Source organism: Streptococcus sp. FDAARGOS_192, assembly GCF_002073815.2.
Lineage (GTDB): Bacteria > Bacillota > Bacilli > Lactobacillales > Streptococcaceae > Streptococcus > Streptococcus salivarius_H.
Map to the genome: position 1 here is coordinate 1443094 of NZ_CP020431.2, position 12984 is coordinate 1456077.

The 12984-nt window shown below is 42.2% G+C and carries 14 protein-coding genes; all 14 read right to left on the reverse strand.

Annotated elements, in window-relative coordinates; genetic code table 11:
• Positions 1 to 71: 71 nt before the first annotated feature.
• The 14 genes from A6J31_RS07410 to dinB all read right to left on the reverse strand — a co-directional run bounded on the left by A6J31_RS07410 (position 72) and on the right by dinB (position 12902).
• Complete coding sequence (locus tag A6J31_RS07410) at positions 72 to 2138, reverse strand: cation:proton antiporter (RefSeq protein ID WP_048790211.1); 2067 nt, start codon at positions 2136 to 2138, stop codon at positions 72 to 74.
• A gap of 8 nt (positions 2139 to 2146) precedes the next feature.
• The gene (locus tag A6J31_RS07415; RefSeq protein WP_014634967.1) at positions 2147 to 2389 is read right to left on the reverse strand and encodes a hypothetical protein; all 243 of its coding nucleotides are present in this window, start codon (positions 2387 to 2389) and stop codon (positions 2147 to 2149) included.
• Complete coding sequence (locus A6J31_RS07420; protein WP_014634968.1) at positions 2386 to 2934, reverse strand: tRNA (mnm(5)s(2)U34)-methyltransferase; 549 nt, start codon at positions 2932 to 2934, stop codon at positions 2386 to 2388. Before A6J31_RS07420 ends, A6J31_RS07415 begins: the two co-directional genes overlap by 4 nt.
• The gene (locus A6J31_RS07425) at positions 2931 to 3875 is read right to left on the reverse strand and encodes a TIGR01212 family radical SAM protein (RefSeq protein ID WP_004183328.1); all 945 of its coding nucleotides are present in this window, start codon (positions 3873 to 3875) and stop codon (positions 2931 to 2933) included. Before A6J31_RS07425 ends, A6J31_RS07420 begins: the two co-directional genes overlap by 4 nt.
• An 85-nt stretch (positions 3876 to 3960) precedes the next feature.
• Positions 3961 to 5037, reverse strand: coding sequence for a SepM family pheromone-processing serine protease (locus A6J31_RS07430; protein WP_048674793.1), 1077 nt, complete (start codon positions 5035 to 5037; stop codon positions 3961 to 3963).
• Positions 5015 to 5512 carry a pantetheine-phosphate adenylyltransferase gene (gene coaD / locus A6J31_RS07435; protein ID WP_048674796.1) on the reverse strand — a complete coding sequence of 166 codons (498 nt, stop codon included), beginning with the start codon at positions 5510 to 5512 and terminating at the stop codon, positions 5015 to 5017. Before coaD ends, A6J31_RS07430 begins: the two co-directional genes overlap by 23 nt.
• 32 nt (positions 5513 to 5544) lie before the next feature.
• Positions 5545 to 6093 (reverse strand): 16S rRNA (guanine(966)-N(2))-methyltransferase RsmD, encoded by a 549-nt coding sequence (gene rsmD, locus A6J31_RS07440; protein ID WP_230578921.1) that lies wholly within the window; start codon positions 6091 to 6093, stop codon positions 5545 to 5547.
• Positions 6094 to 6234: 141 nt separating this feature from the next.
• Positions 6235 to 7155 (reverse strand): thioredoxin-disulfide reductase, encoded by a 921-nt coding sequence (gene trxB, locus A6J31_RS07445; RefSeq protein WP_002884706.1) that lies wholly within the window; start codon positions 7153 to 7155, stop codon positions 6235 to 6237.
• Between the two features lie 65 nt (positions 7156 to 7220).
• Positions 7221 to 7445, reverse strand: coding sequence for a DUF4059 family protein (locus A6J31_RS07450; RefSeq protein WP_002884393.1), 225 nt, complete (start codon positions 7443 to 7445; stop codon positions 7221 to 7223).
• 212 nt (positions 7446 to 7657) lie between these two features.
• Complete coding sequence (locus tag A6J31_RS07455; protein ID WP_037602492.1) at positions 7658 to 8401, reverse strand: amino acid ABC transporter ATP-binding protein; 744 nt, start codon at positions 8399 to 8401, stop codon at positions 7658 to 7660.
• Positions 8401 to 9147: an amino acid ABC transporter permease gene (locus A6J31_RS07460; protein ID WP_096832659.1), complete on the reverse strand. Its 747-nt coding sequence runs from the start codon at positions 9145 to 9147 to the stop codon at positions 8401 to 8403. The genes A6J31_RS07455 and A6J31_RS07460 overlap by 1 nt, the downstream gene beginning before the upstream one ends.
• Positions 9148 to 9743: 596 nt before the next feature.
• Positions 9744 to 10574 (reverse strand): transporter substrate-binding domain-containing protein, encoded by an 831-nt coding sequence (locus A6J31_RS07465; protein ID WP_048674808.1) that lies wholly within the window; start codon positions 10572 to 10574, stop codon positions 9744 to 9746.
• Positions 10575 to 10788: 214 nt separating this feature from the next.
• On the reverse strand, positions 10789 to 11679 hold the full coding sequence (locus A6J31_RS07470) for a peptidase (RefSeq protein ID WP_080610831.1): 891 nt from the start codon (positions 11677 to 11679) through the stop codon (positions 10789 to 10791).
• Between the two features lie 116 nt (positions 11680 to 11795).
• Positions 11796 to 12902, reverse strand: coding sequence for a DNA polymerase IV (gene dinB / locus A6J31_RS07475; protein ID WP_080610833.1), 1107 nt, complete (start codon positions 12900 to 12902; stop codon positions 11796 to 11798).
• Positions 12903 to 12984: the final 82 nt, after the last annotated feature.

The following is a 12984-nucleotide window of genomic DNA, read 5'->3' on the forward strand; positions in this document are numbered from 1 at the left end:
CTGTTCTATAAAAATATATGAACAAGAAGCCAAAATTTTTCTTGGCTTCTTTTTGTGATAACATTCATTGCTTAAGCTCGACCTCGAGCCAGATTAATCATATCATAGGTTAACGTGTTGCTAGTTTCTTTGAGAGAGTAATCCTCCAAAGTATTGACTTCCTTACGAAGCTGCTTGGCATAACGGCTAGAAATAAGTTCAGCCTGCTCGTACTCGTTGATAACCTTACGTTCCAAATAGTAGCCACGCAACATTTCATCAATATTGTCTGGATGAAGATGGGTGATAACCCGCTCAACAAAGGCACCTGATTGAATAATCTCAGCCTCTTGAAGGCGACTGCGTTTCAGATAAGACAAGAGATCTGAATGATAAACACCTTCCAGATTACTCAGGGCTTCCAAAATCTGCTCAGTATTTGTCAAATAGAGCTCAGTCATATGGTCGCGGTTTTCTTCCGTCAACCTAGGACCTCTTCTCGTTTCATCCTGATCAATATGAAACTTGAAAGTAAGAGCTAAGTGTAACAATCTACGAAGGCCACGCACAAAGACAGCTAGGGCGTAAGAAAGGCTAGAGACAAAACCACGGTTGATACGACGTTCCAAGCCCTTGATATAACGTTGGTAGAGATTGTATTCGAGTTCTGAAATCTTACCCTTCTTGTAGGCATATTCCAGACCCTCACTCTCAATTTCCATAATCATTACTCGGATATTGGCCAACTCTTCTTTGACATCATTTGATTCCTGCTCCAAGATTAAATCTTCCAAGCGTTGATTGTAGTTGTCAATAGTAGCATAGACAGCCCCTTGATTGGTAGACTGTTTTAGATCTTTTTCCAACTCATCGACCACATCATTGAGAATGGCAATCTGCATATAATGGTTGGTCGTGTGCGCTGGTCCAGTCGCTAGCTTAGGTAGGACTAAAATCCCTGTTAAGAAGCTCAGCAAGGTCACACCCGCTACCGTAAAAAGCAAAAGACTATGTTCCAGAGCAGTCATATTGGCAACTGGAAGCAAAAGGATGGTTGCAATGGAAACCGTTCCTTTAACACCTGAAAAGGTTAACAGAGTAGCACCCTTCCAGATTTTTTTTAGTGATCGTTTGGCCCTCCAAGCTCTTTGAGCAAATACTGCACTAATCATAACAAAACGAATACCAAACATGGTCGCTGTTAGAAGGATGATAGCAAGAAGCATCCAGAGATTATCGTAAGTACTGCTACGCAGTACTGGGGCTGCTAGGGTTGGAAGTTCTGTTCCCAAGAGGAAAAAGACCATGCCATTAAGCATGAAGGTAATGGTTCCCCAAATCGTATGAGAAACACTATCCAACTTAGCATCAAAAACGGTGATTTTTTTGAAACGACTGGCAAGCGAAATCCCTGCTACGACAACAGCAATAATTCCAGAAGCATGAATTTCCTCGGCTACAAAGTAAGAGGAAATCGGTAGTACCAACTCTAGTAAGAGAGCACCTGTGACATCAGCAGCATCCATATTGTCCAAAATGGTTAAAAAGAGACGATTAAATAAGGCTGTAATCAAGCCAACTAAAAAACCACCAAGCACAGAAATAACCAAATTCCAGCTCGCCCCAAGGAGAGAGAAGGTACCTGTGGTCAATGCAGTCACCGCCACCTGAAAGGCGACCAAGCCAGAGGCGTCGTTCAGAAGACCTTCCCCCTGCAAAATGTAGCTAATCCACTTTGGAAAACTGAAACGTTTAGAAATAGCTGAATAGGCCACTAAATCCGTTGGCCCAAGAGCCGCCCCAATGGCTAGGCAGGCAGACAAAGGCACAGCAGCAGGCAAGACGGCCTTAGCAAGATAACCGATTCCCAAGGTAGACACAAAGATAACTGGAAAAATCAAAAATAGAATAAGTTTCCAGTTACGTAGAATACTGGTGATATCACTTTCTTCACCCTCCCGAAACAGCAAGGGAGCAATAATGAAAGCTAGGAAAAGTTCTGTTTCAAGCTCGAAAGCGCGTCCCTTCAAAAGAAAACCAATACCCACTCCAAAAATAATTTGAATCAAAGGTAGGGGAAGACGTGGAAAGACACGATTGATAACATTCGATAAAATCAAGCTAAAAAGAAGAACAAGCAAAGCTAATGATAAATGCATAGCTCCTCCTACCCTTCCTTATGACAACAGTTTGAGAATAGTTCTTTTTGCTTACTAATTTTTTTATCAATGGCAGTGACATCTTCTTTGGCCAAAAGTTTATGGCAACGTTCAACCTCAAGACTAGCTAACTTTTTCTTAATTTTAGCCGTTTTACGATTATCAACCTTTTTTAAAGTATCCTCGGCACTTTGCTTATCTATATATTTGGCCTGCATATCTGCAAGCTTCTCTTTAATATCTGTAATCATTGTAATTTCTCCAACATCACCAAAAATGGTGGGGTATTAATTTGATTAAGGGGTTGGTAAAGCATGGCTGTAAAATCACGCTGGTCCAAACCGATAACGTACTCAAGCACAGCATCCTTCTCCATATCGCCGCCATCATGACCATAGTAAATCATAATAGCTAAACGACCACCCACCTCTAAGCGGTCAAGAATTTTCTCAATGGCCTCAAGAGTCGTGTGGGGTTTGGTGATAACACTCTTATCTGCAGATGGCAGATAGCCCAGATTGAAAATAGCTGCACGAATCGGTTCCGTGACATAACGGTCCAGATTTTCATGACCATCTAAAATGAGTTCCGCATTTTCAATTTCCAAGTCCGACAAGCGTTGACGAGTCTTTTCGAGCGCCTGCTCCTGCACGTCAAAGGCATAAACCTTCTTGGCAAGACCAGCCAGAAAGGCTGTGTCATTACCGTTTCCCATGGTTGCATCGACAGCAACACTCTCATCATCCAGCACTTCTGCTAGAAAGTCATGAGACAGATGAATTGGTCGTTTAATCATGCTTTTTCCTCCTTCTCGTTAGCTACTTTGCACCCTTGCCATGAGTCACGACGTTCCATCTCTTTGTCAATGGCATTGAGGACTTCCCATTTGTTGAGACTCCACATAGGACCAATCAACATATCTCGCGGTGCATCACCTGTGATTCGATGAATGACGATATCCTCAGGGATGATTTCCAACTGGTCACAGATGATGGACACATACTCTTCCTGACTCAGCAATTTAAGACGACCCTCGTGGTAGTCCCTTTGCATACGCGTATTGGTCATCAGGTGGAGGAGGTGGAGTTTAATCCCCTGAATGTCATTGTCCGTCACACAACGGCGAACATTCTCCACCATCATCTCGTGGGTTTCCCCTGGCAGCCCATTAATCAGATGCGACACAATCTCAGCCTTTGGCGCACGCTCACGCACACGCTTAACCGTCTCCACATAAAGATCATAGCTGTGTGCTCGGTTAATGAGTTCTGACGTTTCTTCATAAGTCGTCTGCAAGCCAAGTTCAACGGTCACATGCATACGTTCTGTGAGTTCTGCCAGATAATCAATCACATCATCTGGCAAACAGTCTGGGCGGGTACCGATATTGATACCAACAACACCAGGCTCATTGATAGCCTGTTCGTAGCGTTCCTTGATAACTTCAAGCGGCGCGTGGGTATTGGTAAAGTTTTGAAAATAAACCAGATATTTCTGAACTTCTGGCCACTTGCGGTGCATGAAGTCAATCTCATGGTAAAACTGCTCACGAATCGGTGCCTCAGGAGCTACAATGGCGTCCCCAGACCCCGATACCGTACAAAAGGTACAGCCACCATGAGCCACTGTGCCATCACGGTTGGGACAATCAAAACCCGCATCTATTGGTAGTTTGAAAATCTTTTCGCCAAAAATTTCACGATAGTAATCATTGACTGTTCTATAACGTTTTTTCATAAAGACTATTATAACACTTTGACCTAAAAAAGAGAGTAAGACTCAGACAAAAATCATGGATTTCTGCCTGCCCTACTCTCTCTTCTTATTTAGTCTTTTTCAAATAATCAATGGCTTCTTGAGCTGTTTTAACAGGGACGATTTTCATCTTGGTTCCCAGTTTCTTGGCAGCTTCCTTGGCCTCTTGATAGTTGGTTTTGGCATCCGGATCAGCCTTTTTCATTTCCTTGGTTACCGGATTATTTGGTACAAAGAAAATGTCTGCACCACTATCAGCCGCTGATTTCACCTTAAGGTAGGCACCACCGATATCACCGACAGAACCATCCTTTTCAATGGTTCCTGTTCCAGCAATCTTACGACCAGCCTTAAGATTTTGACCAGACACCTGATCGTAAATAGCTAAGGTAAACATAAGACCCGCACTTGGGCCGCCAACACCATCAAGTTTAAACTTCACATTTTCAGGACTTTTGACCTCGGTATGATCTGTCAAACCGATACCAATACCATTTTTACCATTGGCAATCTTGATAATCTTACCAGTGGCAGTCTTTTCTTTGTCATCTGTCGTATAAGTGACCTTGACTTTTGAACCCAGCTTAAGTCCTTGAACGTATTTAATCAAGTCAGCAGAATTATCAAAGGTCTTGCCATTGACAGCTGTCACCGTATCCGCAATATTGAGGACACCCTTGAAGCTAGAATCATCAGCCACCTGAAGCACATAGACACCCATATACTCCAAGCTAGCCTCCTTACCGGCCAGAGTCAAGCCCTGATAAATCGCTTGGTTTTGGGAAGTCTCCATGTAAAATTGGTTGATACGCATGAAATCTTCATCAGAGTAATTTCCAGTTGCCTCTTCAGCTGTTTGAAGCTTTGCAAAATCATTAAGCTGAGCATAGAGCATCAAGGCCAAAGTCGCCTTGGTTTGAGCCACTGCCACAAAATTGTAGGATCCTTTTGAATCATCAGCTTTCTTATCTACAGTCAAGACTTCCTTGGTATCAAAAGCACCACCCGGAAGCTCAACATAATAATTATTTAGCGGGAAAAAGAGGGCAAATAGGAGGAAAAGTACCGTAAAAATACTTAACAACCACCACTTAATCCGCCAAAGTTTCCCTAATAGTGATTTAGATTCGTTCTTGTTTGCCACGCTTGGCCTCCACTTCCTTAACAACTGCTTGAGGAACATAAGAACTAATGTCTCCCTCAAAATAAATCAACTCACGCACACGACTTGAAGAGACTGGTGTTACCTCATGACTGGCAATCAAATAAACTGTTTCTAACTCAGGTGCCAACCCCTTATTGAAATAATCCATATTGGCTTCATAGTCGAAATCTGTCGCATTACGAAGGCCTCGAACCAAATAAGTCACCCCAAGATCTCTAGCTACATCTACAGCCAGACTATCGTGGGCCGTTATAATCTTGACATTGGGAAGATCTGCCACAACCTCTTCCAGGATACGCTTGCGAGTCTCCACATCCCAGAAGCCCTGCTTATTTTTATTATAAAAGAGACCGATATAAAGCTCATCAAAGAGCTTGCTGGCTCTGGCAATAATATCCATATGCCCATTAGTAATCGGATCAAAAGACCCCGTAAACATAGCAATCTTTGTCATAGCATTCCTTTCTACAACTTCCCTATAAAAGGCTAACGCACGTAAACGGTCACCTTACTGATACCATAGGTTTTCTGTTTCCAAATCCCAAAGTTTGAAATTTCTTCAGGCAGGTCCACAGCCTTATCAGTTTCACAAACCAACATAACTTCCTCAGCCAAGAGTCCTTGCTCCTCTAACTGAGTAATATTGGCCACAATCTGCTCTTTGGCATAAGGTGGATCTAAAAGCACCAAGTCAAACTTTCCTGTCAATTGTGTCAGCGCACGTACTGCATCCATCTTCAAAAGCTGGAACTGTTTCTCACTCTTTGTCATCTTAATATTTTCCTGGATAACAGCCTGTGCCCGACGATCCTTTTCCACGAGGACAGCAAAAGACATGCCACGACTAATTGCCTCAATGGCCAGACTACCGCTCCCCGAGAACAAATCCAAAACACGTCCTCCATCAAAGAAAGGACCAATCATATTGAAAATGGCACCCTTGACCTTGTCCGTTGTTGGACGAGTCGTTTTGCCTTCTAACGTTTTAAGCGGACGCCCGCCAAATTCACCTGCTACAACACGCAAGTCGGTCACCTCGTTTTTACTGATTTTTAGTAAGACTTTTCTATTATAACAAAAAATCACACTTAGATGTTGGTCCAAAGGGGACTAGACAAGCTAAATCCCCCCAAGAGAACACAAAAAACTCGAGAAGCTCCCGAGTTTTCATTCATTTTACTTATCACCAAGTGCAGTCACGTAGTTATAAGCTTCGATACCAGCTGTGGCACCATCACCTACGGCTGTTGTAATTTGGCGAAGGTCTTTCTGACGGACATCCCCAATGGCAAAGATACCAGGAATACGTGTCGCCATCTTATCATCTGTAATTACCCAACCGTCCTGGTCAGTGATGTCGAGACCTGTCAAGTAATCTGAAACAGGATCAAGTCCCACATAAACGAAGACACCGCCAAATTCGTGGTTAGTCACCTCACCAGTTTTGACATTCTTGATATCAACACTGCGAACCTTGATGTCATCACCCTTGATTTCTTCAACGACTGAGTCCCAGATAAACTTAACCTTTTCATTGGCGAAGGCGCGGTCTTGAAGAACCTTTTGGGCACGCAATTCATCACGACGGTGAACAATGGTCACGCTATTAGCAAAGCGTGTCAAATAAATTCCTTCTTCAACGGCAGAGTCTCCACCACCAACAACCAAGAGGTCTTGATTACGGAAGAAGGCACCATCACAGACCGCACAGTAAGACACCCCACGGCTGTTATACTCTTCTTCGCCAGCAACACCAATGTGGCGGTGTTTGGCACCAGTCGCAATGATAACTGTCTTGGTTTGGTACTCTTCATCACCAGTTTTGACAACTTTATAGTCACCCTTGTCTTCGATACCAGACACGATACCATAAAGATTTTCAACGCCCAATTTTTCCAAAGGTTCGAACATCTTCATTGACAATTCTGGACCAGAAATACTTTCAAAACCAGGGTAATTTTCAATATCAGACGTATTATTCATCTGTCCACCAGGAGCACCTTGCTCCAAAGTTGCCACTTTAAGGTTGGCACGTGCTGCATAGAGTGCTGCAGTCATCCCCGCAGGACCAGCTCCAATAACAATTGTATCGTACATGAGTAACTCCTTATATGATTTTCTTGTAGAGATATCTTACACCTAATGTGCCAACAAAGCTAGAATTATGCATTCAGCACGATAAGAATCGCCATAAAAGCAAATGCCAAAACGGGAATCGAAACCATCGACATCATAATAGCATCATAGAGGGCACCTTGACGCTCCTTCACAGTTTTGTCCGCACGACGTAAAGCACGCCATCCAAGCCAAATGGCACCAATCACCAAGCACACAAAGAAAGCAATCACAAGGCCTAAGAGGTAAAATTTAAAAATATTTAATAACATAAATCATCCTAAAGTGAGAAATAGAAAAGGCTGAGATAACATTCTCCAACCTCTAAATTCGACTAGTAATAACTGCACGATGCAGTCTCTGATTGGACACTTAGTCGCCTTTGAAACATTCAAAAGTTCCTAATCATCCTTGTGGGACTTTGACTATGGACTAAAGTATCGTCCACTCCCACTACCTTTTCTATTGTAACAAAAATCCCATCTTAAAGATATTGTTTTGAATAAGAAGCGAAAAATTCTTTTGTTCGTTCTTCTTTTGGATGGTTAAAGATTTCATCAGGTGTTCCCTGTTCAAGGATACGACCTTTTTCAAGGAAGAGCACCTTGTCAGCCACTTGATAAACAAAGTTCATGTCGTGACTGACCAAAATCATGGTTTGACCTGACTTAGCCGCATCAGCGATTGATTTTTCAACCTCACCAACCAACTCAGGGTCAAGAGCAGATGTTGGTTCGTCAAGCAAGAGCACATCAGGCTTCATTGCAAGGGCACGGGCCAAGGCCACACGTTGTTTTTGACCACCCGACAAGTGACGTGGGTAGTGATTTTCACGATTAGAAAGCCCAACCTTAGCGAGCTCTTCTTTGGCAATCTTGGTAGCTTCTTCGTCAGAAAGTTTCTTAACAATCTTAAGACCTTCCTTAACATTATCCAAGGCTGTACGACGTTCAAAGAGGTTGAACTGTTGGAACACCATGGCCAACTTACGACGAAGAGTAAGGATTTGTTCTTTGGTAATTGTTTCAAAATCTACCTTGAAATCATCAATGATAATGGTACCAGAATCAGGTTGTTCCAAATAGTTTAAGCTGCGAAGAATTGTTGATTTCCCTGCACCAGAGGCACCAACAAGAGCTACAACTTCACCCTTTTCAATGTCGATATCAATACCATCGAGAACCTTTTGACCTGAAAATTCCTTGGTCAAATTTTTGATACTAATCATTAGCGGTCACCTCCAATTCCAGAAATGTCAGTCACTTCAGGCGCCTTAATGGCCATGTGATTTTCAACTGAACGACCAATGTACTCAATCAAGATTGAGATTACCCAGTATACAAGGGCAACTGAGATATAACGTTCAAAGTAACGGTAGTCGGCACCACCCAAGATTTGAGCCTGTGCATACATTTCGACGATACCAGCACTAAAGGCAAGTGATGTTCCCTTAGTCAAACCAATCAAACTGTTAATCAAACTTGGAGTTGCAATAACTGCCGCATTTGGGATAATGACACGACGGTAAACCTGTGCTGATGTCATCCCAAGAGAACGGGCAGCTTCGATTTCCCCAGCATCAACAGCCTGAATCGCTGCACGAATGGTTTCACTCATGTAGGCTGCTTCGTTAAAGGCAAAGGCTGTAATGGCGAAAATAGCTGGTGGAATCTCATTAATATTCCAATCCAAACCAAATTCACCATTCAAATAACGAAGGAAGAGTGGAATACCATAGTAAGTCAACATGAGTTGTACAAGGATTGGTGTCCCACGCAAGAAGCTCACAAAAACTGCTTGAATTGGATAAAGGATACGTACTCGATTGATCTTAACGACCGCAAAGACAAGGGCCAAAATCAAACCGAAGAAAGCACCTGCAATGGTCAATCCCAAAGTCAAAGGCAAGCGTTCCACAATCTTAGGAACAGCATCAAAGACTGCCTTCCATGAGAAGAGCTTACCAGCTGGCATCCAAGATGAGATCCACTTGAAGACAATCGTAACCAGTTGCAAAACATAGCCCCAAAGAATTTCTACTAGCCAAGACAGGGGAATGGCTAAAGCAACTGCTACTGCCAAACCAACCAAACCAATGATAACTTGGAGATACCAAGGTGACCGATTAAATGCTTCTATACTCTTTTTCACAATGTCGCCCTTTCTTTCTAAAAAAGTAGGTTAGCCTAGTGCTAACCGTTCAAATATCTTATCATAATTTTATAGTATTCATTTTAGCACGACTCAGAAAGTCTGTGAAATAGTCTTTTCTTATCATAGTGATAAGAAAATCGTATCACTGATAATAATACCTTGTTAAGACCAAAAAGATTTGAACTCATTCCTTATTTTACGAACAAAGTGAGCATAAACCGAGGCTTTCCGGCGTGAGAAAAACACCTGAAACTTTAAAGTTTCAGGTGTTCGGAAGTTTTGAGACCTTAGGCTCAAAACTTAGTCATGGAGCTTCGACGAAGGTCGCTGACGTCCGTCATCACCTCAGGAAAGCCTCAAAAGAAAGCTTTGTGTTAAATCCAAAGCTGGGACAGCAGTCTCAACTTTTAACAGTCTTATTTCAAATCACTGACGTAATCGCCACCGAAGTATTCCTTGCTGAGTTTTGCAAGGGTTCCATCCTTCTTAAGCTCTTTGATACGTTTATTGACAAAGGTCTTGAGTTCCTTACCTTGCTTATCATTTGAGAATAGAAGATATTCAAGACCATCAGTCTTCATACCGATATCGTCTTTAATCTTGTTTACAGCTAGCTTATAGCCTTGATCTTTGACAATGTACTCAGATGAAATGGCATCGTAAAGGATAAAATCAATTTTTCCTTCTTGAATGTGTTGAATACGTGTTGAAAGACCAGTTGAGCTAGAAGCATAGTTGATAGTAATTGGTGTCTTGTCCGCATTGGCATGGTTCCAATTTTCAAGCAACTGAGCATAGTTAGAGCCAGGAAGCACCTCTGTTGTCTTACCAGACAAATCATCTAGGCTAGTATACTTGGTACCCTCAGCACTAGTGATGGCATAGTTAGAACGTGAAATCGGATCTGAGAAACCATATTTCTGCGCACGTTCTTCATTGTAGTTGAAGTCGTTAGCCGCAATCTGATAACGTCCAGAATCCACCCCTGTCAAGATGGAATCAAAAGGTGTCGTCACAAACTTGACCTCATACTTGTCCGAATCCTTGAAAATAGCCTTGACCAAATCAATATCATAACCCTTGAAGTCGTCGCCTTTTTTGAAAGTGAAAGGCGCCGTATCAGAGTCTGTCGCAACAGTAATCGTCTGCTTTTCACCAGATGCCTTACTGTCACTCTTGTTCCCACAAGCAGCCAAAGTCAAAACCGACAAGCCAAGAATCCCTAAACCTGCAAGCCATTTTTTCATATCTATAATCCTCGATACTTTCATTAATAGTTAGTGATAACAGTTTATCATCTTCCTACAAACTCGTCTAATAATAAAATCCTAAGAGGTGATAGATAAAGGTTATAGGGGAATCGATACAACGAACAATAAGAAAAGAGCTGCCACTGGTGTGACAACTCTTCTCGCCCAAAAAAGCTTTCCGTACATGTTTAACATCAAATGCAATAAAACTCTATTTTTCCTTACTTGATGACTTACTGCTTGAATCGCTACTGTCTTCAGGTTGATAATCTGATAAATTCTTATGGATGCGTTCAGCGTAAACAGCTCTGCTTCCTGATTCATCATGATCGACCAAAGCTTCGGCAAGCTCTTTATAATCTTCTATAGAAATAGTCCAGTTGCCTCCATCATCTTTGGTTAGCTTGAAGGTCTTTTCTAGATCATCAGCACCGGTCAAAGGTGTATAGGCCATTTCTTTATCAATATCCTTAAATTGTGTCAAATCTCCGTTAAAGTTTTCACCATAAAGGAATTTCGTTGTGAGATCTTTGGCTTTACCTTTTTCCACATCGTTGTTATCAGCTTGATTCCATTGTTTCAACTTGTCAATGTCGTTGTCATAGAGACTCATAAGGAGAGTACGAACAGCAGCTGCAGCTCCATAGGCACTCACAGAACGTGAAGTAAAGGTAACTGTCGCATCATTTCCCTTAACTTTGACATCCTTCAGCTTATAGTCCTGAATCTTACCAATCATATTACGACGAACCTTAAGGAACTTAGAAAGTACTTGAGTTGGTGTCTTGGCATCATAGCCTTCAATGTATTTAAACGTATACTTTTCTTCCGGTGTATACCCCTTCTCTTCAATAGTGTCTGCAACCTGTTTTTCAAAGACATTCGTTTCAGTCCATGTTTCGTAATTTTCTCCGTAGAGTTTTGAAAAACCGTTACTTGATTTTCCAAGCATGGTGTCAATCAAAATCGTCGCATCAGCCTTGGCACGTTCTGTCGGTGTTGGTGTGGCCTTTTTCTTTTCCGCTGGCTTGTTTGACGCACAGGCTACGAGAATCAGACAAGCTGCTAGGACGAGTCCTAAGTAAGTAAACAGTTTTTTCATTAAGATTATTCCCTCATTTCTATTGGTTACTATTTAAGATAGCATAGGTCTGATGATTCTTCAAGGTCACTTTTCAGGGTATGAAGCAAAACTCTACCTATTATATTGTTTTTAAATCATGACTCCAAATCATCCAAATCTAACTGCCTGCCCTCTTGGTCTTCCAAACCTGTCAGGGTAACACCTAAGAGACGAACACCACTGCTATTTTCCTCCAGCTGGTCGAAAATGGTGTGAGCAATCCTTTCGATGGTGTCGAAATCCTGGGTCGATTTGTCCAAGGTCATACGCTTGGTTAAGGTTGAGAAATCCGAATAACGGACCTTGATGACAATAATTCGACCGACTTTTTTAGTTTTCTGAGCACTTTCAGCCACCCGTCTAGCATTCTTAGTCAACTCAGCCTTGATATCATCTTCATTATAAAGAAGTTTGCCATAGGTTCGCTCACTTCCGATAGATTTACGGACGCGATTGGGCCTAACAGGACTATTGGAAATCCCTCTAGCCTTACGAAAGAGATCAAATCCGAAGCGTCCAAAACGATCAATCAGCGTCATCTCAGGAATCTTCAGAAGATCGGCACCGGTGTATATTTCCATGTCATGAAGACGTTCAACTGACTTTTTACCTACCCCATGAAACTTTTCAATAGGTAGCTTTTCCAAAAATTCCTGAGCCTCCTCTGGAAGCACCACCGTCAAACCAGCAGGCTTTTGAAAATCAGAGGCTAGTTTGGCGATAAATTTATTGTAGGAAACGCCTGCTGAACAAGTCAGGTGAAGTTCCTGCCAAATATCATACTGGATAAGTTTGGCTATCTTAACCGCCGATTTGATACCAAGTTTATTTATCGTCACATCAAGATAGGCTTCGTCGATAGACATAGGCTCTACCAAGTCGGTATAGCGTTTAAAAATCTCACGAATCTGCATTCCTACCTCTCTGTAATGACTATAATTTCCTGAGATAAAGACAGCATTAGGACAACGTTCATAGGCTTCCTTAGAAGACATGGCCGAATGGACACCATATTTTCTAGCCTCGTAATTACAGGTTGATACCACACCACGACCCCCTGTTTTTCTAGGATCGTGACCGATAATAACCGGTTTGTCCTTAAGACTGGGGTCATCCCTCATCTCGACCTGAGCAAAAAAGGCGTCCATGTCAATATGGATGATTTTCCGACTGGTATCATTTATTAGAGGAAACTCTAACATGGCTCCCTGCCTCCTTTCTCAGATTTATCTCATTGTAAAGCTTTTCACATAAAACTTTGGGACTACAAAGCATTCTCCCCTT

What these genes read in the sequence shown, in the direction of transcription:
- A6J31_RS07455 (WP_037602492.1), bottom strand. Translation starts at nt 8,401, where the DNA reads ATGATTAGTATCAAAAATTTGACCAAGGAATTTTCAGGTCAAAAGGTT.
- A6J31_RS07450 (WP_002884393.1), bottom strand. Translation starts at nt 7,445, where the DNA reads ATGTTATTAAATATTTTTAAATTTTACCTCTTAGGCCTTGTGATTGCT.
- A6J31_RS07425 (WP_004183328.1), bottom strand. Translation starts at nt 3,875, where the DNA reads ATGAAAAAACGTTATAGAACAGTCAATGATTACTATCGTGAAATTTTT.
- A6J31_RS07415 (WP_014634967.1), bottom strand. Translation starts at nt 2,389, where the DNA reads ATGATTACAGATATTAAAGAGAAGCTTGCAGATATGCAGGCCAAATAT.
- A6J31_RS07470 (WP_080610831.1), bottom strand. Translation starts at nt 11,679, where the DNA reads ATGAAAAAACTGTTTACTTACTTAGGACTCGTCCTAGCAGCTTGTCTG.
- A6J31_RS07465 (WP_048674808.1), bottom strand. Translation starts at nt 10,574, where the DNA reads ATGAAAAAATGGCTTGCAGGTTTAGGGATTCTTGGCTTGTCGGTTTTG.
- trxB (WP_002884706.1), bottom strand. Translation starts at nt 7,155, where the DNA reads ATGTACGATACAATTGTTATTGGAGCTGGTCCTGCGGGGATGACTGCA.
- A6J31_RS07460 (WP_096832659.1), bottom strand. Translation starts at nt 9,147, where the DNA reads ATGCCAGCTGGTAAGCTCTTCTCATGGAAGGCAGTCTTTGATGCTGTT.
- A6J31_RS07420 (WP_014634968.1), bottom strand. Translation starts at nt 2,934, where the DNA reads ATGATTAAACGACCAATTCATCTGTCTCATGACTTTCTAGCAGAAGTG.
- A6J31_RS07410 (WP_048790211.1), bottom strand. Translation starts at nt 2,138, where the DNA reads ATGCATTTATCATTAGCTTTGCTTGTTCTTCTTTTTAGCTTGATTTTA.
- coaD (WP_048674796.1), bottom strand. Translation starts at nt 5,512, where the DNA reads ATGACAAAGATTGCTATGTTTACGGGGTCTTTTGATCCGATTACTAAT.
- dinB (WP_080610833.1), bottom strand. Translation starts at nt 12,902, where the DNA reads ATGTTAGAGTTTCCTCTAATAAATGATACCAGTCGGAAAATCATCCAT.